The sequence below is a fragment of the Variovorax sp. RCC_210 genome (genome assembly GCF_041355175.1).
Lineage (GTDB): Bacteria > Pseudomonadota > Gammaproteobacteria > Burkholderiales > Burkholderiaceae_C > Variovorax.
Genome location: NZ_JBFUPJ010000011.1, coordinates 53,226 through 73,819, shown reverse-complemented (window position 1 = coordinate 73,819; position 20,594 = coordinate 53,226). Strand labels below are relative to the sequence as shown.

Annotated in this window: 19 protein-coding genes; 10 read left to right on the top strand and 9 right to left on the bottom strand. The window is 65.6% G+C overall.

What is annotated here, in order from left to right; translation table 11 throughout:
- The first annotated feature begins 40 nt into the window (after positions 1-40).
- The 5 genes from AB6807_RS26540 (at position 41) to AB6807_RS26520 (ending at position 5,118) form a co-directional block, all read left to right on the top strand.
- A complete protein-coding gene (locus AB6807_RS26540; protein WP_371086892.1) occupies positions 41-1,012 on the top strand; it encodes a glycosyltransferase in 972 nt (323 codons plus the stop codon).
- Positions 1,009-1,965, top strand: a complete 957-nt coding sequence (locus AB6807_RS26535; RefSeq protein WP_371086891.1) for an NAD-dependent epimerase/dehydratase family protein — start codon at positions 1,009-1,011, stop codon at positions 1,963-1,965. Before AB6807_RS26540 ends, AB6807_RS26535 begins: the two co-directional genes overlap by 4 nt.
- Before the next feature lie 56 nt (positions 1,966-2,021).
- Positions 2,022-2,426: a GtrA family protein gene (locus AB6807_RS26530; protein ID WP_371086890.1), complete on the top strand. Its 405-nt coding sequence runs from the start codon at positions 2,022-2,024 to the stop codon at positions 2,424-2,426.
- A 173-nt stretch (positions 2,427-2,599) separates the two neighbouring features.
- Entirely contained in the window at positions 2,600-3,952 is a 1,353-nt protein-coding gene (locus AB6807_RS26525; RefSeq protein ID WP_371086889.1) for a hypothetical protein, read from the top strand.
- 152 nt (positions 3,953-4,104) lie between these two features.
- Positions 4,105-5,118 carry a glycosyltransferase gene (locus AB6807_RS26520; protein WP_371086888.1) on the top strand — a complete coding sequence of 338 codons (1,014 nt, stop codon included), beginning with the start codon at positions 4,105-4,107 and terminating at the stop codon, positions 5,116-5,118.
- 9 nt (positions 5,119-5,127) lie between these two features.
- On the opposite strand, the gene AB6807_RS26515 is transcribed toward AB6807_RS26520, so the two are convergent.
- Positions 5,128-5,829, bottom strand: a complete 702-nt coding sequence (locus tag AB6807_RS26515) for an ABC transporter ATP-binding protein (protein WP_116910705.1) — start codon at positions 5,827-5,829, stop codon at positions 5,128-5,130.
- A gap of 6 nt (positions 5,830-5,835) precedes the next feature.
- Positions 5,836-6,639 (bottom strand): ABC transporter permease, encoded by an 804-nt coding sequence (locus tag AB6807_RS26510; RefSeq protein WP_116910704.1) that lies wholly within the window; start codon positions 6,637-6,639, stop codon positions 5,836-5,838.
- A 324-nt stretch (positions 6,640-6,963) separates the two neighbouring features.
- On the opposite strand from AB6807_RS26510, the gene AB6807_RS26505 reads away from it, so the two are divergent.
- Both AB6807_RS26505 and AB6807_RS26500 read left to right on the top strand, forming a co-directional pair.
- Positions 6,964-8,832 carry a glycosyltransferase gene (locus AB6807_RS26505; protein ID WP_371086887.1) on the top strand — a complete coding sequence of 623 codons (1,869 nt, stop codon included), beginning with the start codon at positions 6,964-6,966 and terminating at the stop codon, positions 8,830-8,832.
- On the top strand, positions 8,832-9,815 hold the full coding sequence (locus AB6807_RS26500; RefSeq protein WP_371086886.1) for a glycosyltransferase family 2 protein: 984 nt from the start codon (positions 8,832-8,834) through the stop codon (positions 9,813-9,815). Before AB6807_RS26505 ends, AB6807_RS26500 begins: the two co-directional genes overlap by 1 nt.
- A gap of 46 nt (positions 9,816-9,861) precedes the next feature.
- On the opposite strand, the gene AB6807_RS26495 is transcribed toward AB6807_RS26500, so the two are convergent.
- Positions 9,862-10,608 (bottom strand): glycosyltransferase family 2 protein, encoded by a 747-nt coding sequence (locus tag AB6807_RS26495; protein WP_371086885.1) that lies wholly within the window; start codon positions 10,606-10,608, stop codon positions 9,862-9,864.
- A 45-nt stretch (positions 10,609-10,653) separates the two neighbouring features.
- Between AB6807_RS26495 and AB6807_RS26490 the strand changes: the two genes are divergently transcribed.
- The 3 genes from AB6807_RS26490 to slmA all read left to right on the top strand — a co-directional run bounded on the left by AB6807_RS26490 (position 10,654) and on the right by slmA (position 13,467).
- Positions 10,654-11,751, top strand: a complete 1,098-nt coding sequence (locus AB6807_RS26490; protein ID WP_116910700.1) for a glycosyltransferase family 4 protein — start codon at positions 10,654-10,656, stop codon at positions 11,749-11,751.
- A gap of 71 nt (positions 11,752-11,822) precedes the next feature.
- Complete coding sequence (argB, locus tag AB6807_RS26485) at positions 11,823-12,716, top strand: acetylglutamate kinase (RefSeq protein ID WP_116910699.1); 894 nt, start codon at positions 11,823-11,825, stop codon at positions 12,714-12,716.
- A 100-nt stretch (positions 12,717-12,816) separates the two neighbouring features.
- A complete protein-coding gene (slmA, locus tag AB6807_RS26480) occupies positions 12,817-13,467 on the top strand; it encodes a nucleoid occlusion factor SlmA (protein ID WP_116910698.1) in 651 nt (216 codons plus the stop codon).
- A 43-nt stretch (positions 13,468-13,510) separates the two neighbouring features.
- Here slmA and AB6807_RS26475 read toward each other — a convergent pair whose 3' ends face one another.
- The 6 genes from AB6807_RS26475 to AB6807_RS26450 all read right to left on the bottom strand — a co-directional run bounded on the left by AB6807_RS26475 (position 13,511) and on the right by AB6807_RS26450 (position 20,432).
- Positions 13,511-14,572, bottom strand: coding sequence for a malate/lactate/ureidoglycolate dehydrogenase (locus tag AB6807_RS26475; RefSeq protein WP_371086884.1), 1,062 nt, complete (start codon positions 14,570-14,572; stop codon positions 13,511-13,513).
- Between the two features lie 3 nt (positions 14,573-14,575).
- A complete protein-coding gene (locus tag AB6807_RS26470; RefSeq protein ID WP_371086883.1) occupies positions 14,576-15,517 on the bottom strand; it encodes an SMP-30/gluconolactonase/LRE family protein in 942 nt (313 codons plus the stop codon).
- A 71-nt stretch (positions 15,518-15,588) separates the two neighbouring features.
- Positions 15,589-16,593 (bottom strand): ABC transporter permease, encoded by a 1,005-nt coding sequence (locus AB6807_RS26465; protein WP_286516955.1) that lies wholly within the window; start codon positions 16,591-16,593, stop codon positions 15,589-15,591.
- Positions 16,590-17,555, bottom strand: a complete 966-nt coding sequence (locus tag AB6807_RS26460; protein WP_165840371.1) for an ABC transporter permease — start codon at positions 17,553-17,555, stop codon at positions 16,590-16,592. The genes AB6807_RS26465 and AB6807_RS26460 overlap by 4 nt, the downstream gene beginning before the upstream one ends.
- Positions 17,552-19,054 (bottom strand): sugar ABC transporter ATP-binding protein, encoded by a 1,503-nt coding sequence (locus tag AB6807_RS26455; RefSeq protein WP_371086882.1) that lies wholly within the window; start codon positions 19,052-19,054, stop codon positions 17,552-17,554. The genes AB6807_RS26460 and AB6807_RS26455 overlap by 4 nt, the downstream gene beginning before the upstream one ends.
- Positions 19,055-19,397: 343 nt before the next feature.
- Positions 19,398-20,432, bottom strand: coding sequence for an ABC transporter substrate-binding protein (locus tag AB6807_RS26450; RefSeq protein ID WP_371086881.1), 1,035 nt, complete (start codon positions 20,430-20,432; stop codon positions 19,398-19,400).
- Between the last annotated feature and the right edge of the window lie 162 nt (positions 20,433-20,594).

Sequence of the window (20,594 nt, the reverse complement as noted above, 5' to 3'; positions counted from 1 at the left end):
CTATGCAACCCGTTAAACATTCGACCACCGGAACACAGCAATGAAAACACCTCAGCGAGTTTCCATCGTCATTCCGGTCTACGCCGGGCAGCGAACGCTGCCCACGCTCATTGGCGAGCTTGTAAAACTTACACAGCCTCAATTGACGCAAGGTGGGAATGAATTCGTCGTCTGCGAGGTCTTGCTTGTTCACGACTGTGGGCCTGACCGTTCAGACCTTGCCATCGAACAGCTGGCAGGCATCCATGAGTTCGTTCAGCCGATCTGGCTGTCGCGTAACTATGGGCAGCATGCTGCAACGATGGCTGGAATGGCGAGCGCGACCGGCGATTGGGTCGTCACAATGGACGAAGACGGGCAGCAGGATCCGCAAAGCATTGCTGCAATGCTCGACATGGCGCAAAAAGATGCGCTGCAACTCGTTTATGCACAGCCGACCAATCCTCCGCCGCATGGGTGGTTCAGGAATTTGGCGAGCTTTACGGCCAAGGCGATCAGCAAGCGGTTGCTGGGCAATAAATCAATTGGACGTTTCAATAGCTTCAGACTGATCGACGGAGAAATTGCTCGAACGCTCTCCGCCTACTGCGGAAATGGCGTCTATCTTGATGTCGGACTGTTTTGGATCACTGGCCGGGTGGGGCATTGCCCTTTGCGCCTCAGGGAAGAAATGGGAAGGCCGTCGGGATACTCTTTCCTTTCTTTGATCAGGCATTTCTGGAGCCTCGTTCTCACGACAGGAACAAGACCTCTTCGCCTCATCACGGTCGTTGGTTTCTTCTCGATTCTTCTCGCGCTTGGGTTTGCTCTTTACGCGATCTACGAAAAATATACCGGCCAGGTGCCGGTTGAAGGCTGGACTTCACTCGCGGTGGTTGTGGCCTTTTTCTCCGGCGTGATCCTCACGGCGCTCGGTGTGATTGCGGAGTATTTGGCCGTGACCATGGGTATCGTCATGGGCAAGCCGTTGTACGTGGTCAGTTCGAAGCCGACGCGATCGAATCGACCATGATTTTGGCTTGGGTGATTGGCGCTCGTGGTTTGCTGGGTTCGGCTTTCGGTCGAGCGCTTTCACTTGATGAGACAACATCATTTGCTCCGGCTGAGCGCTTTCACTGGTCCGACGAGTCGCGATTGGCCGTGCAACTTGAAGCGGCGGTCGAGACGTTTGCTTTGAATGCTGCTGGTCACGAACGATGGGAAATCTATTGGGCCGCTGGCGTAGGAACGATGGGCAGCACTGCGGAAGCCCTGATGCCGGAAACGCGCGCGATTGAAAGACTGCTGTCGCTGCTTCAAGCAAGCAAGCCTCTGATGGCAATGCCTGGCGGCATCGTTTTTTCAAGCTCTGCGGGCGCAATCTACGGCGCTTGTGGTGTCGATGTAGTGACGGAAGCATCACCCGTCGCCCCGAGCAACGCATATGCTCGGGAAAAACTGAAACAGGAAGAGTTGCTTCGAGCTTTTGGTGCTGGCAACTCGAATATGACTATGCTTCTTGCCCGGATTTCCACGCTCTATGGTGCAGGCCAAGCGCCCCGAAAGCCGCAGGGCCTGTTGACCCACATTGCTCGCAGCATTGTTCGTAACCGGCCAGTCAGTATCTATGTACCCATCGATACGATACGGGACTACATATCTGTCGACGACGCGGCGATGAGCATCGTTAAGGTATTGCGGGGCCTGACTGGGCAAACCGGCGTTTGGATGAAAATAATTGCGTCCGAACGTCCTGCGACGATTGCAGAAATAATATCCATATTCAGGCGGATCGCAAGAAAATCGCCCCGAATCACCACTGGCGCAAGCAAGGCTTCCGGCCTGTACCTTCGGCGCGTGCAGTTCCGTTCAATTGTGTTGAAAGAGAATGGCAAGCCAGATACACGCAGTTTGACGGTCGGAATTGCTCAGCTTCTCAGTTCCGAGCGCGCATTGCACGCCAATCTGAATCGGCACAAAAATTGAGTTGCATGCAAGTATTCTGCCCCACGGCGTTGGCGACTTGATTTGACTGCATTCGTATGATTGCCGGGAAAATCCTTTCATTCCAATTTGTTCGATTTCTAGTGGTTGGTGTTGCTAATACGCTGGTTGGCTTATCTGTAATTTTCGCCGCCAAATATTTTCTTGAAGTTCGTGACGTACTTGCCAATGCGATTGGATACGCGGTTGGCATCTGTGTGAGCTATACGTTGAACAGTCGCTGGACCTTTGCATATCAAGGTAATTGGGTTCCTGCAGTCGCGAAGTTTCTCGTTGCCACGGGCATCGCGTATGCGGCGAACCTTCTGGCCGTGGTTGCTGCGATAAGTGTCTTGAATCTGAATACTTATCTTGCCCAAGCGATGGGGATGCCGGTTTACACGGTTACAGCTTACTTGGCCAGTCGGTATATAGTGTTTCGCAAAGTGGACGGTGTTGGTTAGCTTCGCACTGATCATCGCGACAGGCTTTAGATGACGCTGCTTTCCAAGATTAATAATACGATGGACATTTTTGCATTTGCTTTCCCCGAATAAGTTGGTTCAAACATGGTTTGAGCTGCGCGTTTTCTCGGGAATTGTGTGCTGAAATTAAATAATAAAACTGGAATTAATAGATGAGCGCACGAATTCGAAGATTCATTGCCTTCTGGCGAGCAAAAGGAACTGTTGCGACCGCAAGGTTGGTCCGCGCGAAGCTGGGTGCGGCCGTAGCCGGGCACCCTGTGCAGGCCATTCAAGACGCGGCGGCGCTTCGCGGCGCTGCGAATCGCGCACGGACCACGGTTCCAGAACTGCTAGGCAAACGTTTCGTCGCGCAGGAACCGCTGCGTACGTACGCTATCCCGCGGCCGGAACTGCCGCGGGTTAGCTTGGTAACCGACAGCATCGGCTCTGGCAGTCTTTTTGGTGGTGTGGGCACGGCGTTGTTGTTTGCGGCGCTGCTGGCAAACCGGATGAATGCAACGCTGCGGATCGTGACCCGGACCGAAGCACCTTCGCCTGCGAACGCGGCCCAGATCCTGAGCGCTTACGGCATCGAGTTGACGCACGAAGTCCAGTTTGCCTTCGCTGCGCACTCCGGGGCGGATACGGGGCTGCTTCCTGCCGCAGAGGCGCAGGCCAGCCTGGACATCCACGCTGACGAACTTTTCATCACGACGTCGTGGTGGACCACCGCCGCAACGCTTGCCAGCGTGCCGCCCGCCTCTATCGTCTATTTGCTTCAGGAGGACGAGCGGATGTTCTATCCGTTCGGCGAAGACCGCGTTCAATGCGAGCGCGTGCTGCGCAATCAGCAAATCCGCTTCGTGGTCAACACGCGGTTGTTGTTCGAACACCTCGTCGCCACCGGGTTGACGAACCTCGAACGCAATGGCCTGTGGTTCGAGCCCTCATTTCCCAAGACGCTCTTCCACCAGCGGCCGCGCGAGGCAGATGGCAAGAAACGCTTCTTCTTCTATGCGAGGCCGAATAATCCACGCAATCTGTTCCACATTGGCCTCGACCTCATCGACCGTGCAGTCAACGAAGGTGTTCTCGATCTTGCGCAATGGGATATTTTTCTGGTCGGCAAGGACATTCCAAACGTGAGCTTCGGCGATGGCTACCTGCCAGAGAGATGCGAAGGGCTCGATTGGGAGGCCTATGCCGACCTGGCGGGAACGATCGATCTTGGGCTGTGCCTGATGTACACGCCGCATCCCAGCTATCCACCGTTCGATCTCGCCGCCAGCGGCGCCGTGGTTGTTACCAACAGGTTTGCCAACAAGCAGGACTTGTCGAACTATTCGGCCAACATCCTGTGCGCCGAATTGAACACCGATGCGCTGGTCGATGCACTTCGTGCCGGTGTGGCGCTTGCGCAGGACAACGAGACGCGAACCCGAAATCTCGCAGCCAATGGGTTGGGCGCGGATTGGGTTCAGTCGTTCGAGCAAACGCTCCAAACCCTTGTTGCGCAACGCTGATGTTTGCTCTGGACATCCCTCCCGTCCCCTACGCGGACCCGTGGCTGCAGCCGCTGTCGACGCGGCTGTCCATGTTGTACAGGCGCAAGGTCCGCGTGGCCTACTTCTACGAAGAACCCAACAACAGCACCTTCCGCTACCGCGCCTACAACATGGCCCAGGTGCTCAACGAGCCTGACGCAGGCGACGTGTCGGCGAGCTATTTCTTCCTGTCGGACAGCGATCGCTTCGACGAAATCGCCGATGCCGCGGAACTGCTGGTGATCTGCCGGTCCCGCTATTGCCATCAGGTGAACGGCCTGATCACCAAGTTCAGGGCACGCGGCAAGCGGGTGTTGTTCGATGTCGACGACCTGGTGGTCGACACCGACTACGCGCACCTCGTCGTGGCCACCCTGGGTCTCGATGTCACGCAGAAGGGCGTCTGGGACGACTGGTTCGCGATGATCGCCCGCATGCACCAGACGCTGCGCTTGTGCGACGGCGCCATCACGACCAACGCGTTTCTCGCTCAGAAGATCGCGGATTGCTCCGGCCTGCCGGTGGCGGTCGTGCCGAACTTCATGAACAAGGAGCAACTGGCCGTGGCCGAGAAGGTCTTTGCCGCCAAGGAGCGCGCTCGCTTCGTCGGCAACGGCAAGATCACGCTGGGCTATTTCAGCGGCTCACCGTCGCACCGTCTCGACTACGCGATCGTGGAACCCGCGCTTGCCGACGTGCTTGCCGAGCGGCCCGACGTCGAAGTGATGGTGGTCGGCTACATCGACCACGGACCCGCGATGCGCGAGTTCGGTCATCGCATCAGTCGCCAGCCGTTTCACGACTACGTGAATCTGCAGCGCCTGCTGGGCACGGTGGAATTCAACCTCATGCCCTTGCAGTCGAACGCATTCACGGACTGCAAGTCGGAGTTGAAGTACTTCGAGGCGGCCAGCGTCGGAACCTTGAGCATCGCTTCACCGAGCTACACGTACAGCCGTGCGATCCGCAATGGCGAAACGGGATACCTGTCGAAGGCCCATGAGTGGACGGAGGCGATTCTCCAGGCCATCGACAACATCGAAGCCTATGGTTCGATGGCCTCGCAGGCCCGCGAAGACGCGCTGCTGAAGTTCGGCTGGCAGCACCAGACCGAAACCATCCTCAACGCCCTGCAACTGGCCTGAGCCTGGACCTCAGCGCTCGACGATCCGCCCGTGCTCCATGTGGATCACGCGGTTGCATTCCTTGGCGATCAGCTCGGGCGAGTGCGACGCCAGCACCAAAATGCCGGACTTCGCCACCACGTCCTTCATGCGCTGCTCGGCCTTCTCGGTGAAGGCCGCGTCTCCCACGGACAGCCATTCGTCCATCAGCAGGATGTCGGCCTCGATGCTGGTCGAGATCGAGAACGCCAAGCGCATCAGCATGCCGGTGGAGTAGGTGCGCACGGGCATGTGCACGTACTCGCCCAGGCCGCTGAACTCGCAGATCTCGGGGGTCAGCGCCTCGATCTGCTTCTTGTTCATGCCCATGATGAGCCCGCGCAGCATGATGTTCTCGATGCCGGTGGCATCGTGTTCGATGCCCAGCGAGGGGTCGATCAGGCTCGAGACCGAACCCTGGCGGGTGAATTCTCCCGCCGACGGGTCATACACGCCGGCCAGCGTGCGCAGCAGCGTCGACTTGCCTGCGCCGTTGTGGCCGATCAGCCCCAGGCGGTCGCCGCTCTTGAGCTCTAGGTTGATGTTGCTGAGCGCCTGCACCACGTGTACGCCGGTTTCCTGGCCGAAGCGCCCGCCGGTGACCGACGATGCAATGGTCTTCTTCAGCGAGTTGGCGCCTGCCCCGTAGATGGGGAAGTTGACGGAAACGTTCTTGAGGGAAATGAAAGCCATGGTTCTTCAGAGCCAGTAGACGACGCGGCGGCGGTATTTGGCGAACAGCGCGCAGGAGGCGACGAGGCTCACCGCGGTCCATCCCAGGATGCCCCACCAGTTGTGGGCATCCGGAACCCCGCCCATGAGCGGCGTGCGCAGCAGGTCGAGCATCTGCGCGAACGGGTTCCAGAGAATGTATTTAGCGCGGCCCGGCAGGCTCGAGGGCAGCCAGAAGACGGGCGTGAGGAACATCAGCATCTGCATCACGCTGGTAACGATCTGGGTCACGTCGCGAAACCGCGTGCATATCAGCCCCAGTGCGAGGCCCAGCGCCTGCGCATTGATCAGCACGAGCAGAAACGCCGGAATGACGAGCAATACCGACCACGACAGCGAGATGCCCGCCCACAGGGCCACGGGGATGTACAGCACGATCTGGTGCGCGAACTGGATGATGTTGCGCGCCATGCTCCGCCACACGAACAGGCTGATCGGGAAATAGCCTTGCTTGAGGTAGTTGGCCGAGCTGATGAACGAATTGCACGAGTCGGTGACCATGCTCGAGAAGAAGCCCCAGAAGATGATGCCGAGCGCCAGGTGCGGAAAGAACTTGGACAGCTCGGTGCCGAACAGCGAGCTGTAGAGCGGGCCCATGCCGCCGATCATGGCGCCCATGCTCAGGGTGAGCCACAGCGGGCCCAGCATGGAGCGTCGATAGCGCAGGACGATGTCGGACCAGGCGAGGGTCCACCAGATGTCCGTGCGACGAGTACCTTCCCACCAGTCAGCCCAGGCGCTGCGGTGAAGGTTGGAGTGAACTTGGCTCATGTGCGTAGCTGCGAGACTGCGGGCGGACGGCGGCGGCTTCGCCCGAACCACTCCTGGCCGCATGAGGGCAAGCGCGAACGGCTTGCCAGCGGCGCGGGAGGCGCGGCCTCGTTTTTTATCCTTTGTGTGAACCGTGCGATTTTACCGGGGCGGGGTGGCCCGGCCGCTTCGGCGGCCTGCGGCCTGTTCCGCGCGGGCCCAAAAGGCGAAGCGAAGATAATCGTCCGCTGACGGACACCGAGCCCTCGCTCCTCCTTCGAGCCGCCTGTACGGCGCGTATTCCACGAAAAAGTTCCCTTCTTGCCGTCTGCCGGCAGGACGTCTATGAAATCTGTATCTCGGCTCTTCGACTTCTTTCTGACCGTGCTCTGGAAAACCCCCGGCGTCGGGGGGCGGCTGCAGCGCGCCTGGCGGATGTTCCGCAAGGCGGGCTGGCGGGGCGTCCAGTGGGAACTCGGGCGGCGCGTGACGGGGTTCAACGACTACGCCCGCTGGGTTCGGGACTACGACACGCCCAGCCCCGCAACCAGGGCCAGGTTGGCCCAGCGCGTGGCCTCGATGACCGAGCTGCCGCTGATTTCGGTGGTCATGCCCTCGTACAACCCGAACCCGGTGTGGCTGCGCGAGGCGATCGAATCGGTGCGCGAGCAGATCTACCCGAACTGGGAGCTGTGCATCGCGGACGACGCCTCGCCATCGGAAGAGGTCCGGGCGATCCTGAAGTCGTACGCGGACAGCGATCCGCGCATCAAGGTGGTGTTCCGCCCGAAGAACGGCCACATCTCCGCTGCGTCGAACAGCGCGCTCGATCTGGTCACGGGCTCGTGGATCGCGCTGATGGACCACGACGACCTGTTGCCGGCGCACGCGCTGTTCTGGGTGGCCGACTGCATCGCCAGCCACCCCGGCGTGCAGCTGATCTATTCCGACGAGGACAAGATCGACGAGGCGCTCAACCGTTCCGGCCCCTACTTCAAGTGCGACTGGAACGTGGACCTGTTCCGGTCGCAGAACATGTTCAGCCACCTGGGCGTGCTGTCGACGGACCTCGTTCGCGCGGTCGGCGGCTTCCGGCTGGGCCTGGAGGGCTCGCAGGACTGGGACCTTGTCATTCGCTGCATGGAGCGCATCGCACCTGGGCAAGTGCGCCACATTCCGCGCGTGCTCTACCACTGGCGCGTGCACGCGGAGAGCACCGCGAAATCGATGGACGCGAAGCCGTATGCCGTGGTGGCCGGGGAGCGCGCGCTCAACGAGCATTTCGAGCGCACGCAGACCCGCGCAAAGGCCGAGCACATCGGCTTCGGCTACCGGGTGCGCTATGCGCTGCCCGAAACCCCGCCACTGGTGTCGCTGGTCGTCACGACCCGAAATGCCGCCGCGTCGCTGCGCCGGTGCGTGGACTCGATCGTGCAGAAGACCGCGTATCCGCGCTACGAAATCATCGTGGCCGACAACGCCTCCGACGATGCGGCTGCACAGGCCTGCCTTGCGGCTGTCGAAGGCCTGCCGAACGTGCGCGTGCTGCGCCATGCGCAACGCCAGCGTGTCGCCGGGCTGCGCAACGAGGCGGTCGAAGCAGCGACGGGCGAGGTGATTGCCTTGGTCGACGACAGCATCGAGGTCATCGCGCCCGACTGGCTGACCGAAATGGTCAGCCTGGCGCTGCAACCCGGCGTCGGCGCGGTGGGCGCACGCCTGATGGACCCGCGCCGCATCCTGACGCACGCGGGCGTGCTCCTGGGGCTTGGCGTGGACGGCGTGGCCGGCCACTCGCATCGCGGAATGCCCGCGGGGCGCGAAGGCTACGGAGGCCGTGCGGCGCTGATCCAATCGTTTTCCGCCGTGAGCTCGGCCTGCATGGTGGTCCGCAAGGACCGTTACCTCGAGGTGGGAGGCTTTGACGCCAGCCGCCTGCAAGAGGCATTCGCCGATGTCGACCTGTGCCTGCGCCTGGGCGAAATCGACCTGCGCACGCTCTGGACGCCCTATGCCGAGCTGTTCGACCACAAGCCCGCGGCGCGTCCAAGAAAAAGCACCGACGCGGCCAGCGAACAGTACCTTTCGGATGTCGCCTACATGAAGAGGCGCTGGGGCGCGTTGCTGCAAAACGACCCCGCCTACAGCCCCAACCTCATGCTCGAGCGCGAAGACTTCAGCTACGCCTGGCCCCCGCGCCTCGCCCCGGTCTGATGGTCTTGGCGATCTCCGTCGCGCTGTGCACCCGCAACGGCGCGCGCTACCTCCCCGAGCAGGTCCGCAGCATCTGCGCGCAGACGCCTTTGCCGCGCGAAATCGTGCTGTCCGACGACGGCTCCACCGACGACACCCTTGCCGTGGTGCGCGACACCCTGGCGCAGTGCGGCGTGGCGGACCAGGTCGAATTGCGCGTGTTCAGCAACTCGCCACCCCTGGGCGTCACGCGCAATTTCGAGCAGGCCGTGAGCGCCTGCCGCCATGAGCTCATCGCGCTGTGCGACCAGGACGACGTCTGGCACCCCGGCCGGCTCGCGCGCATGGCGGCGCAGTTCGAGGCGCGCCCCGAGTTGCTGCTGCTGCACACCGACGCACGCCTGGTCGACGGCGACCTGCAGCCCCTGGGCTCCACGCTGTTCCACGCGCTCGAAGTCCAGCCCGCCGAGCTGGCTGCCATCGCCAGTGGCGAGGCCTTCGGTGTGCTGCTGCGTCGCAACCTGGTGACAGGCGCGACGACGATGTTCCGCAAGACGCTGCTCGAGACCGCTCTGCCGTTCGCACCTGAATGGGTGCACGACGAATGGCTGGCGGCGGTCGCCTCCGCCATCGGCCGCATGGACGTGCTGCCCGAGCCGACCATCGACTACCGCCAGCACGCGAGCAACCAGATCGGCGCGCGCCGGCTCACGTTGTCCGAGAAGGTGGCCAAGGCCTTTGTCGAGCGCGGCGACAAGCACGTGCAGCGCCTGCGCCGGGCAGAAGCGCTGCTGGCGCGCCTGCAGCAGCTTGGGCCCCAGGTGGCGCCCAGGTTCCTGGCCGCGCAGCGGGACAAGGTCGCGCACCAGCGGTTCAGGGCGCAGTTGCCGGCCGCCCGACCGCTGCGGGTGCTGCCGATACTGTTCGAAGCGGCACGCGGGCGCTACGCGCGCTTCGGCCGCGGCGGGCATGCCATCGCGCAGGACCTGCTCGAACGCGGCTGAACCAGCCCCGAAGGCGACAGGGCGGCCCTTGCCGCACTGATCGACGTTACCGCTGGAACTTCAGATACCGCCAGAACGCCCCGGACCGCCACACCTTCAGCAGGCTGGTCACGTGCCAGTACAGGTACTTCTTGCTCCTGTGGCTCGCCCGCTGCGCGTCGTGCCGGGCGACCAGGTCTTCGCCCACCTGCAGCTTCCAGCCCGCCAGCCCGGTGCGCGCGCAGATGTCGAAGTCTTCGCCGTACATGAAGAAGCGCTCGTCGAAGCCGCCGACCTGGCGGTAGGCCTCGCTGCGAAACAGCATGAACAGCCCCGGAATCCACGCCGGCACGCGCGGCGGCACGTAGCCGGGCTTCTTGCGCCCGACGATCTCGAAGGGCGTGAGCAGCGCCCGGTGCGGCTCGGGCGTGGCCTTGCCGGGCTCCAGGATGCGCGGCGTGAGCAGGCCGGCGTCGGGCGCGGCCTGCGCGAGCAGGGGGGTCAGCACGTCGCTGTCCAGCCGGATGTCGGGGTTGAGCACCAGGAACCAGTCGGTGCGGCAGCGCTCGAAGGCCTGGTTGTGGTTGGCGCCGAAGCCCTTGGCGCTCGCGTTCTCGATGCGCTCCACCTCGAAGCCCCAGTGCCGGCCCGCCAGCAGATCGGGCTCCGGAATGTTCAGCGTGAGCAGCACCTTGGCCGTGACGGTGCGGCAGTGCCGGTCGAGCTGGTCGAGCAGCGGCAGCACCAGCGCGAGCTGGCCGTGGCTCACGATGGAAATGGTAATGGGGGGAAAGGAGGAGGGGGGCGTGGGCATGGTCTAATTTCGCTCGGGAATTCTAGGGTTCCCCAACCCCCACACATGATTGCTCTGATCATCATCAGTTTCTTCGTTGCTGCCTTCTCGGTGCAGGTGTTCATGCGCCGTGCGCGCAGGCATGCCCGCATCTACGGCGCCGACATGCCTCAACGCTTCCACAAGGGCCACGTGCCGCGCCTGGGCGGTGCGGGCATCCTGCTGGGCATGGGCGCGGCCTGGCTGGCCGCCGGCATCACCGGCAACGACCCGTTCAACGTCGCCTGGCCCGCGAAGATCTCCATGCTCACGCTGCTGTGCATCCTGCCGGCGGTGCTGGGCGGCATCGTGGAAGACGTCACGCAGAAGGTGCAGGTGCGCTACCGGCTCGGGCTCACCATGGGCTCGGCGCTGCTGCTGTGCTGGGTGCTGGGGCTGGGCGTGGCGCGCACCGGCTTCGAGGTGCTCGACGGCTGGCTGGTGGCGATTCCCTTCGCCACCGTGCTCTTCGCGGCGCTGGCCATCGGCGGCCTGCCGCACGCCTTCAACATCATCGACGGCTACAACGGCCTGGCCGGCACGGTCGCGGTGCTGGTGTGCCTGGCCATCTCGCATGTGGCGCTGCAGGTGGGCGACCGCCAGCTGGCGGCCATGGTGGTGTGCCTGGTGGGTGCCACCATGGGCTTCCTGGTGTGGAACTACCCGCGCGGCAAGATCTTCGCCGGCGACGGCGGCGCCTACGTCTGGGGCATGGTGATTGCGGTGGCCGTGGTCACGCTGGTGCAGCGCCACCGGGTGGTCTCGCCCTGGTTCCCGATGCTGCTGCTAATCTACCCGGTGTGGGAGACGCTGTTTTCCATCTACCGCAAGCTGGCGCGCGGCCAGTCGCCGGGCACGGCCGACGCGCTGCACTTCCACCAGCTGATCTTCCGGCGCATCGTGCGCGTGGCGCTGGCCGACGACGAGGCCCGCCAGCTGCTGGCGCGCAACAACCGCACGTCGCCGTACCTCTGGATGTTCGCCGCCATGTCGGTGGTGCCGGCGGTGCTGTTCTGGAACAACACGCTGGTGCTGATGTTCTTCTGTCTTCTGTTCGTCACGACCTACGTGGGGGCCTACCTCATGATCGTGCGCTTCAAGGTGCCGCGCTGGCTGCGCCCGTGACGGCACCGCCCTTGCGAGAATTTCTCTTCGTCGTCCACCTCATCGTCCACAGTTTCGGAGCCTGACCGCCCATGACCGATCCCGTCCTCAACATTCCCCCGCGCGACAAGGCCGAGATCCTGGCCCAGGCGCTGCCTTACATCCGCAAGTTCCACGGCAAGACCATCGTCATCAAGTACGGCGGCAACGCCATGACCGACCCGGCCCTGCAGGCCGACTTCGCCGAAGACGTGGTGCTGCTCAAGCTGGTGGGCATGAACCCGGTGGTGGTGCACGGTGGCGGCCCGCAGATCGAGGCGGCGCTGAACAAGCTGGGCAAGAAGGGCAGCTTCATCCAGGGCATGCGCGTGACCGACGCCGAGACCATGGAAGTCGTCGAATGGGTGCTGGCCGGCGAGGTGCAGCAGGACATCGTGGGCCTGATCAACCAGGCCGGCGGCAAGGCCGTGGGCCTCACCGGGCGCGACGGCGGCCTCATCCGCGCGCAGAAGCTCAAGCTGGCCGACCGCACCGACCCCAACGTGCAGCACGACGTGGGCCAGGTGGGCGACATCGTTTCCATCGACCCCAGCGTGGTCAAGGCGCTGCAGGACGACGCCTTCATCCCCGTGGTGAGCCCCATCGGCTTCGGCGAGGAGAACGAGAGCTACAACATCAACGCCGACGTGGTGGCCGGCAAGCTGGCCACGGTGCTCAAGGCCGAGAAGCTCATGCTGCTGACCAACACGCCCGGCGTGCTCGACAAGAACGGCAAGCTGCTCACCAACCTGAGCGCGCGCGAGATCGACGAGCTGTTCGCCGACGGCACCATCTCGGGCGGCATGCTGCCGAAGATCGAAGGCGCGCTGGACGCGGCCAAGAGCGGCGTGAACGCGGTGCACATCATCGACGGCCGGGTGCCGCACGCGATGCTGCTGGAGATCCTGACCGACCAGGCCTACGGGACGATGATCCGCGCCCGCTGAAGCGGAACACGCCCCTTAAAGTGGTCTGCAAGCACGCCGGAAGGCGCGTGCTCACTGCGCTGTGCGAGAATCAATTGTTTACATCTTTGCACGCGCTCCCATGCAGAACGAAGAGACGACCAGTGCTTCCGGCGTAGAGACCCCCGCCGATTCGCCCACCCCGCCGGCGCGCAAGCGCCCGAAGCCGGGTGAGCGGCGCGTGCAGATCCTGCAGGCGCTGGCCGCCATGCTGGAGCAGCCCGGGGCCGAGCGCGTCACCACGGCGGCGCTGGCCGCGCGGCTCGAGGTGAGCGAGGCGGCCCTCTACCGTCACTTCGCCAGCAAGGCGCAGATGTTCGAGGGGCTGATCGATTTCATCGAGCAGAGCGTGTTCACCCTGGTCAACCAGATCCTCGAGCGCGAGGGTGCCACCGGCGCCCAGCAGGCCGCCAAGATCCTCACGTTGCTGGTGCAGTTCGCCGAGCGCAACCCCGGCATGACGCGCGTGATGGTGGGCGATGCGCTGGTGTATGAAAACGAGCGCCTGCAGCAGCGCATGAACCAGTTCTTCGACAAGATCGAGGCCACCCTGCGCCAGGTGCTGCGCGGCGCGGCCGCCGCCGACGGCTCGGCCACGCCCAGCGTCGACGCGCAGGTGCGGGCCGCGGCGCTCACGGCGTTCGTGGTGGGGCAGCTGCAGCGCTTTGCGCGCTCAGGCTTTCGCCGGGCGCCTTCGGAACACCTCGAGGCGACGATCGCGCTGATCGTCTGAGGGGTTTCTCCCCTCCCCGTCGGGGGAGGGTGCAAGACAACGCTCAGGGCGTGACCGTCACGCCCACCTTGGCTCCCGCCGCCACGATTTCCCCCCACGTCGCGTCGTCCACCCAGATCCCGTCCTTGCGCCGTGCCGCGCGCGCCTTGCGCTCCGGTTCGCCCGCGATCTGCACCTCGTAGAAGCCCTGGCCGGGCGGGCTCTGGCGCAGCCACTGCACGAACTCCCGCGCCTCCTGCTCGAACGAGGTTTGCGTGCCCAGCCGCTCGGGGTCGATCAGCACCGTCAGCATGCCGTTCAGAACCGTGCGCGAGGTGTCCGCCGGCCGGTGCCAGGTGCCGCCGCCCGTGAGCGCGCCACCCAGCAGCTCGCACGCCACCGCCATGCCGTAGCCCTTGTGCTCGCCGAAGGTCATCAGCGCGCCGAACAGGCCGTTGCCCTGCGGCACCACCACCACGCCGGGGTCGTTGGTGGGGGCGCCGTTCTCGTCGATCAGGTAGCCGTCGGGCACGCGCTCGCCCTTGTTGTGGGCCACGCGCATCTTTCCCTGCGCGACGCGGCTGGTTGCGTAGTCGAGCACGAAGGGGTCGGCGCCCGCCAGCGGAATGCCGATGCAGCACGGGTTGGTGCCGAAGCGCCCGTCGCCGCCGCCCCAGGGCGCCACCACCGGGCGCGACAGCACGTTGACGAAGTGCATCGCCACCAGCCCCTGCGCGGTCGCCATTTCCGCGAAGTGCCCGATGCGCCCCAGGTGGTGCGCGTGCGAGAGCGTGAAGATGCAGCTGCCGTGCTGCCTGGCGCGCGCGATGCCCAGCTCCATGGCCTGCACGCCGACGACCTGGCCGTAGCCGTGCTGGCCGTCCAGCCCCATCAGGGTGCCGATGTCCAGGTTCACGCGCACTTCGGCATTGGGCTTCAGGCCGCCCTCGGCCACCGCGTCGACATAGCGCGGCAGCATGCCCACGCCGTGCGAGTCGTGGCCGCTCAGGTTGGCGAGCACCAGGTTGGCGGCCACCTGCTGCGCTTCGGCGGGCGCGCTGCCCGCGGCTTCGAGGATGCGGGCGACATCGGTTTGCAGGCCTTCGGCCGGCAGTGTTCTGGACATGGATCAGACTCCCTTCGCGTTCAAGGTGATGGCATACAGCGACGACGTCGCGCAGATGAAAAGCCGGTTGAGCTTCGGCCCGCCGAAGCAGACATTGGCCACCCGCTCCGGCACCAGGATCTTGCCCAGCAAGGTGCCGTCGGGGTGGTAGGCGTGCACGCCGTCCGCGGCGCTGGTCCAGATGCGGCCTTCGGTGTCGAGCCGGAAGCCGTCGAACAGCCCGTTGGTGCATTCCGCGAACACCTCGCCGCCGCCCAGGGAGCGGCTGTCGGCGCCCACCCTGAACCTGCGGATGTGCCGCGGCCCGTCCGCCGCGTGGCTGGCGCCCGTGTCGGCGATGTACAGCAGCGACTCGTCGGGCGAGAACGCCAGCCCGTTGGGCTTCACGAAGTCGTCGGTCATGCGCGCGACCTCGCCGCTGGCGGGGTCGACGCGGTACACGTGGCAGGCGCCGATCTCGCTGTCCGCGCGCAGGCCTTCGTAGTCCGACAGGATGCCGTAGCTCGGGTCGGTGAACCACACGCCGCCGTCCGAGTGCACCACCACGTCGTTCGGCGAGTTCAGGCGCTTGCCTTGCCAGTGCGAGGCCAGCACGGTGATGCTTCCGTCGTGCTCGGTGCGCGTCACGCGGCGCGTGAGGTGCTCGCAGCTCACCAGGCGGCCCTGGCGGTCCACCGTGTGGCCGTTGGTGTTGTTCGACGGTTCGCGAAACACGCCGACCGTGCCGTTCACCTCGTCGTAGCGCAGCATGCGGTTGTTCGGAATGTCCGACCACAGCAGCGTGCGGTGCGCGGCGAACCACGCGGGGCCTTCGCACCAGCGCGCGCCGGTCCACAGGCGCACGAGGCGCTCGGGGCCGGGAATGCAGCCCTTGAAGCGCGGGTCCAGCTGCTCGAAGCCGGTGCCGTCCAGGAAGCCGAACGGGAGGTCTTGGGGAGGGGCCATGGGTGTTGTCTTCCTTCTTGGGTGAAAGGTGCAGGTGCGCCGCGCGGGTGATGTGGACGGCGGACGGTGGCTCAGCGCTTCGGCCGGCCGCTCGCCAGCACGATGACCGCGATGATGATGACGCCGGTCAGCAGCGTGCGCAGCCCCGGCCCGGCGCCGACGGCGTTGAGCAACGCCACCAGCAGGAACATGAACATGGCCGCGCCCCAGATGCCCGGCACGCTCGGCCGACCGCCCGCCACCGCGGTGCCGCCGATGACGACCACCGCGATGGTCATCAACAGGTACTCCGCGCCCTGGTCGAGCGAGTTGCCGCCCGAAAACCCCGCGATGAGCGCGCCCGTGAAGCCCGCCAGCGCGGCGCAGATCACATACGCCAGCAAGCGCGTGCGCTCCACGCGCAGGCCCGCCAGCTGCGCCGCGCGCCGGTTCTGGCCCACCGCCGCCATCGAGCGGCCCAGCGCCGTGCGCTCCAGCATCAGCGCGACCAGCACCGTGACCACCACGGCCACCAGCGCCACCAGCGGCACGCCGAGAACGCGCTGCGCCATCAGGTCCGAGAACAGCGCCGGCGGCTTCACCTTCAGCCCGCGCCCGAAGTTGATGGCCACCGACATCACGATCAGCGAGGCCGCCAGCGTGGCGATGATCGGCGGAATGCGCAGCAGCCGGATCAGCCCGAAGTTGAACAGCCCCACGCCCGCGCCCACCGCCGTGGCCGCCAGCAGCCCCGGCACCAGCATCGCGTTGTTGCCGTCCATGACGATCATCGCGGCCGCGCCGGCCAGTGCGATGGTCGACGGAATCGACAGGTCGGCATTGCCCGGCCCCACGCTGATGACCAGCATCTGCCCCAGCGACACCAGCACCGTGAAGGCCGAGAACGCCAGCGCCGCGGCCAGCAGGTCGCCCGAGCCCTGGCCGTTGGCGCTCCACACCGTGGCGGCCCAGGCCAGCACCGCGGCCACGCAGGAGCCCAGCCAGGGCCGGTTGCCCGCGAGCTTCTTCAGGCGTTGCCAGCGCCCCTGGCGCGGGGCGGCCGCCGGTGGCGCCAGGCTGTCGTTCACCGCGCTCATCGCTTGCCTCCCACCAGGTCGATGGCCGCGCGCAACCCCAGCACGGCCACCAAAATCAGCCCCTGCATGCCCACCTGCCAGTCGGGCGCGATGTTCAGGAAGGTGAGGAACGAGGCCGCCAGCGTCACCGTGAGCGCGCCGATCACCGCGCCCACCGGCGCCACCTTGCCGCCCGCGAATTCCGCGCCGCCCAGGATGGCCGCGGCAATGGCCACCAGCGTGTAGCGCGAGGCGATGTTGGCGTCGGCCGAAGTGGCCTGGCCCACCAGCATCAGCCCGGCGCACACGCCGAACACGCCTGCAATGGCATACACGCCGGCGCGCACGCGCACCATGTTCCAGCCCGCGCGCGCGATGGCGCCGGGGTTGCCGCCCAGCCCGCGCACCAGCGTGCCGAAGGCGCTGCGGGTGATGAGCAGGTGGCCCACCACGGCCGTGACGATGGCCATCCAGATCGGCATCGGCATGAGCGGCGTGCGCCAGCTCATGGCGCCGCGCAGCCACTCGGGCGCCGTGCCGCCCGGCGTGGGCAGCAGCAGCACCGCGCAGCCCAGCCACACGAACGACAGCCCCAGCGTGACCACGATCGACGGCAGCTGCCGCGCCTCGATCACCGCGCCCGCCAGCGCGTACACGCCCACCGCGGCCAGCAGCGCCAGCACCGCGAGCCACGGCTGCGTGGGCATCAGCGTGGCGCCGATGCAGGCCACCAGCGAGACGAACGGGCCGATGGACAGGTCGAGGTCGCTCACCGCCAGGATCATCATTTGCGCCAGCGTCGCGAACATCACCGGAATGGCCAGGTTCAACAGCAGGTTGATGCCGAAGTACGACATGGCGCGCGGCTGCTTCAGGAACACCGCCGCCAGCAGCAGCGCCAGCGCCACGGCCGGCAGCAGCGCATGCAGCATCGCCACGCGCCGCGCGGGGCTCCGGTGGTTCGGCAGGACCGCGTTCGTCATGCGGCAGCCTCCTCGAACGACAGCGCCACCACGCGCTCTTCGCTGATGTCCTCGCCCGCCAGCTCGCCCACCACGCGCCCGTTGCTGAACACGTAGACGCGGTCGCAGTGGTGCAGCTCGTCGAACTCGGTCGTGTACCAGACGAAGGTGCGGCCCCGTCGCGCCTCGTCGCGAACGAGCGCGTACACGTCGCGCTTGGTGCCCACGTCCACGCCGCGCATCGGGTCGTCCATGAGGATCACGGGCGCGCTCGAGCCCAGCGCCCGCGCGAAAAGAACCTTCTGCTGGTTGCCTCCCGAGAGCGAGCCGATCGGCAGGTCCATGTCCGGCGTGACCAGGCCCAGCCGCTGGCGCCATTGCTGTGCCTGCGCCTGCTCGCGCTTCAGGTCGATCAGCGGGCTGCGCGCGCGCAGCTGCGCGAGCCAGCCCACCGTCATGTTGCGCGCGATGGACCACAGCGCGAACACGCCGTCGGTCTGCCGGTCGCCCGCCACGAAGGCGGTGCCGCCTTCGACGCGCATCGCGTCCTTGTGCCTGTGCGTTTGAATTGCGGCCTCCTGCAGCGCCAGCAGCATCGCGGTCTGTCCATGCCCCGCCAGCCCCGCGAGGCCGATGATTTCCCCCCGCGCCGCCCGCATCGCCATGCCGCGCTGGGGCGACGCCTGCACCTGCACGACGGGCTGCGTGTCCGCTTCATGCCGTCGCGCGGTCGATGTGTCCGAAGCCGGCGCGTCCTTCGCCACGGCCTGTCCCATGGCCGTCACAAGCCGCTCGCGGTCGGTCTCGCCAGTGGGCGTGGCCTGCACCACCTGCCCGTCGCGCATCACCACCAGCCGGTCGGTCACCGCGAAGATCTCGCGCAGCTTGTGCGTGATGAGCACGCAGGTCTTGCCCTCGGCCACGAAGCTGCGGATGTAGGCCAGCAGCTGCGCGGCCGCCTGCCCGTCGAGCGAGGAGGTCGGCTCGTCGAGGATCATCAGCTCCAGCGGCTGCGCCCCGGGCGTGACGGTGAACGCCCGCGCCACTTCCACGATCTGCCGCTTGCCGATGGGCAGTTCGCCGACCACGTCGTCGGGCCGTAGGCCGTGCCCCGGAAAAATGCGGTCCAGCGAGGCCATCAACTGCGCCCCCGCGCGCTTGCGCCAGGCCCACTCGGCGGACTGCGGTTGCGCGATGCGCATGTTCTCCGCGAGCGTGAGGTTGTCGCACAGCGACAGTTCCTGGAACACGCAGCGCAGCCCCCAGCGCCGCGCCTCGCGCAGGCTCCATGCGGCACTGTCCGCGGGCCGCCCCGCAAAGTGCAGTTCGCCACGGTCCGGTGCGAGCGCGCCGCACAGCACGTTGACCAGTGTCGACTTGCCCGCCCCGTTGTGTCCCACGAGGCCGACGCATTCACCGCGCCGCAATTGCAGGTCGACGCCGCGCAGTGCTTGCACGGCACCGAACGAGCGCGCGGCGCCGCGTGCTTCGACCAGGACTTCACTGTGCGTGACTGTCATGTTTGTCTCGCTTCTTGTCGTGTCGCTTCGGTCTTTGGTTCGGGGCGCGTGCACAGGCCGCCGGGTACTTCCCTCCGCGAATGTCCCCCGGGGCTGCGCCCCTCCTCCTTTATTTCGCTGCGGGAAGCACCCGACGCCCTGCGCACCTGTGCACGCTGCTGGTGAACCGCGATCAACGACCACTGCTGACAACGATCACGACGGCGCGGTGCCCCTTTCCGAGAAATAAAGGAGGAGGCCGAAGGCCGGGGGACATTCGAGGAAAGGGGTGCCGTGTCGGCGTGATCGCGCCCTGAATGACGCCCTGAACAACGCCCCAAACATCGCACGCCAGCCCCGAACATCACTTCGCCTTGGCGATGAAGTCGATCACTTCCTTCTGCGAGTACTCGACATTCACCACGCTCCCCACCTCGGTGTTCTTCACCGCGTCGTCCAGCGTCTCCTGCGTCACCACGCTGATCGGCAGCTTCATTTCCTTGGGCACCTTGGCGCCCGAGAGGATCTGCTGCGCCACCCAGAACGCGAAGGTCGACGCACCCGGCGCGATGCTGGCGGACATGGTCTGGTATTTGTTGGCGTCGCGCTGTTCCTTCCACCACGCCAGCTCGTCCTGCCGGTTGCCCATGAAGATCACCGGGGTCGGGCGGCCGGCGGCCTTGAAGGCCTGCGCCACGCCGTAGCCGTCGCCGCCCTGCGTGGCCACCGCCGTCACGGGCGGCAGCGTCGACAGGATGGCCGACACCTCTTTCTGCGCCACCGTCTGCGTCCAGTTGCCGTGCACCGAACCGACGATCTTGTATTCGGGCCGCTTGGCCACCGCGGTGGTGATGCCCTGGTGGATTTCGTCGTCCACGAACACCCCCGCGATGCCGCGCACCTCCAGCAGGTTGCCCTTGATGCCACGGCTCGCGAAGTAGTCGATCTGCATCGCGCCCAGCTGCTTGAAGTCCACCGCGATGCGGTAGGCGCACGGCTCGTTCACCACGCCGTCGAAGGACACCACCACGATGCCCGCGTCGCAGGCCTGCTTCACCGCGCCGTTCAGCGCCGTGGGCGAGGCCGCGTTGATCACGATGGCGTCGAAGCCCTGCAGGATCATGTTCTGGATCTGCGCGGCCTGCTCCGTGGCCTGGTTCTCCGACGTGGTGAAGCTCGGTGCCTGCGCCACCACGCCCTTGGCGACCGCGTCCTTCGTGACCTTGTCCCAGCTCTTGAGCATCGCCTGTCGCCACGAGTTGCCGGCGAAGTTGTTCGACAGCGCGATTTTCTTGGCCTTGGTGTCGGCCGCCTGCGCGGGCATGTGCAGCGCCGCGGCGCCGAGCACGAGGGCGGCAGCGAGTGCCGTGCGAGAGAGAGGAACCTGGATCTTCTTCATGGCGTTGTCCTTGGTGTACGACCCCGCTGGCCCGGGTTCGTTTGTCTCCTGCGGATGCCCCTGGTGCGATGCCGCGCCGGTCAGTGCGCGCGCATCGGGGCGCTGAATGCCCCTGTCGGTTGCCGGTTGCCCGTTGCCCGTTGCCTGTTGCCGATGCGGCGG

Excerpts from the sequence above, each read along its gene's own strand:
- AB6807_RS26540 (WP_371086892.1), top strand. The coding sequence starts at position 41 with ATGAAAACACCTCAGCGAGTTTCCATCGTCATTCCGGTCTACGCCGGG.
- AB6807_RS26535 (WP_371086891.1), top strand. The coding sequence starts at position 1,009 with ATGATTTTGGCTTGGGTGATTGGCGCTCGTGGTTTGCTGGGTTCGGCT.
- AB6807_RS26530 (WP_371086890.1), top strand. The coding sequence starts at position 2,022 with ATGATTGCCGGGAAAATCCTTTCATTCCAATTTGTTCGATTTCTAGTG.
- AB6807_RS26525 (WP_371086889.1), top strand. The coding sequence starts at position 2,600 with ATGAGCGCACGAATTCGAAGATTCATTGCCTTCTGGCGAGCAAAAGGA.
- AB6807_RS26520 (WP_371086888.1), top strand. The coding sequence starts at position 4,105 with ATGGCCCAGGTGCTCAACGAGCCTGACGCAGGCGACGTGTCGGCGAGC.
- AB6807_RS26515 (WP_116910705.1), bottom strand. The coding sequence starts at position 5,829 with ATGGCTTTCATTTCCCTCAAGAACGTTTCCGTCAACTTCCCCATCTAC.
- AB6807_RS26510 (WP_116910704.1), bottom strand. The coding sequence starts at position 6,639 with ATGAGCCAAGTTCACTCCAACCTTCACCGCAGCGCCTGGGCTGACTGG.
- AB6807_RS26505 (WP_371086887.1), top strand. The coding sequence starts at position 6,964 with ATGAAATCTGTATCTCGGCTCTTCGACTTCTTTCTGACCGTGCTCTGG.
- AB6807_RS26500 (WP_371086886.1), top strand. The coding sequence starts at position 8,832 with ATGGTCTTGGCGATCTCCGTCGCGCTGTGCACCCGCAACGGCGCGCGC.
- AB6807_RS26495 (WP_371086885.1), bottom strand. The coding sequence starts at position 10,608 with ATGCCCACGCCCCCCTCCTCCTTTCCCCCCATTACCATTTCCATCGTG.
- AB6807_RS26490 (WP_116910700.1), top strand. The coding sequence starts at position 10,654 with ATGATTGCTCTGATCATCATCAGTTTCTTCGTTGCTGCCTTCTCGGTG.
- argB (WP_116910699.1), top strand. The coding sequence starts at position 11,823 with ATGACCGATCCCGTCCTCAACATTCCCCCGCGCGACAAGGCCGAGATC.
- slmA (WP_116910698.1), top strand. The coding sequence starts at position 12,817 with ATGCAGAACGAAGAGACGACCAGTGCTTCCGGCGTAGAGACCCCCGCC.
- AB6807_RS26475 (WP_371086884.1), bottom strand. The coding sequence starts at position 14,572 with ATGTCCAGAACACTGCCGGCCGAAGGCCTGCAAACCGATGTCGCCCGC.
- AB6807_RS26470 (WP_371086883.1), bottom strand. The coding sequence starts at position 15,517 with ATGGCCCCTCCCCAAGACCTCCCGTTCGGCTTCCTGGACGGCACCGGC.
- AB6807_RS26465 (WP_286516955.1), bottom strand. The coding sequence starts at position 16,593 with ATGAGCGCGGTGAACGACAGCCTGGCGCCACCGGCGGCCGCCCCGCGC.
- AB6807_RS26460 (WP_165840371.1), bottom strand. The coding sequence starts at position 17,555 with ATGACGAACGCGGTCCTGCCGAACCACCGGAGCCCCGCGCGGCGCGTG.
- AB6807_RS26455 (WP_371086882.1), bottom strand. The coding sequence starts at position 19,054 with ATGACAGTCACGCACAGTGAAGTCCTGGTCGAAGCACGCGGCGCCGCG.
- AB6807_RS26450 (WP_371086881.1), bottom strand. The coding sequence starts at position 20,432 with ATGAAGAAGATCCAGGTTCCTCTCTCTCGCACGGCACTCGCTGCCGCC.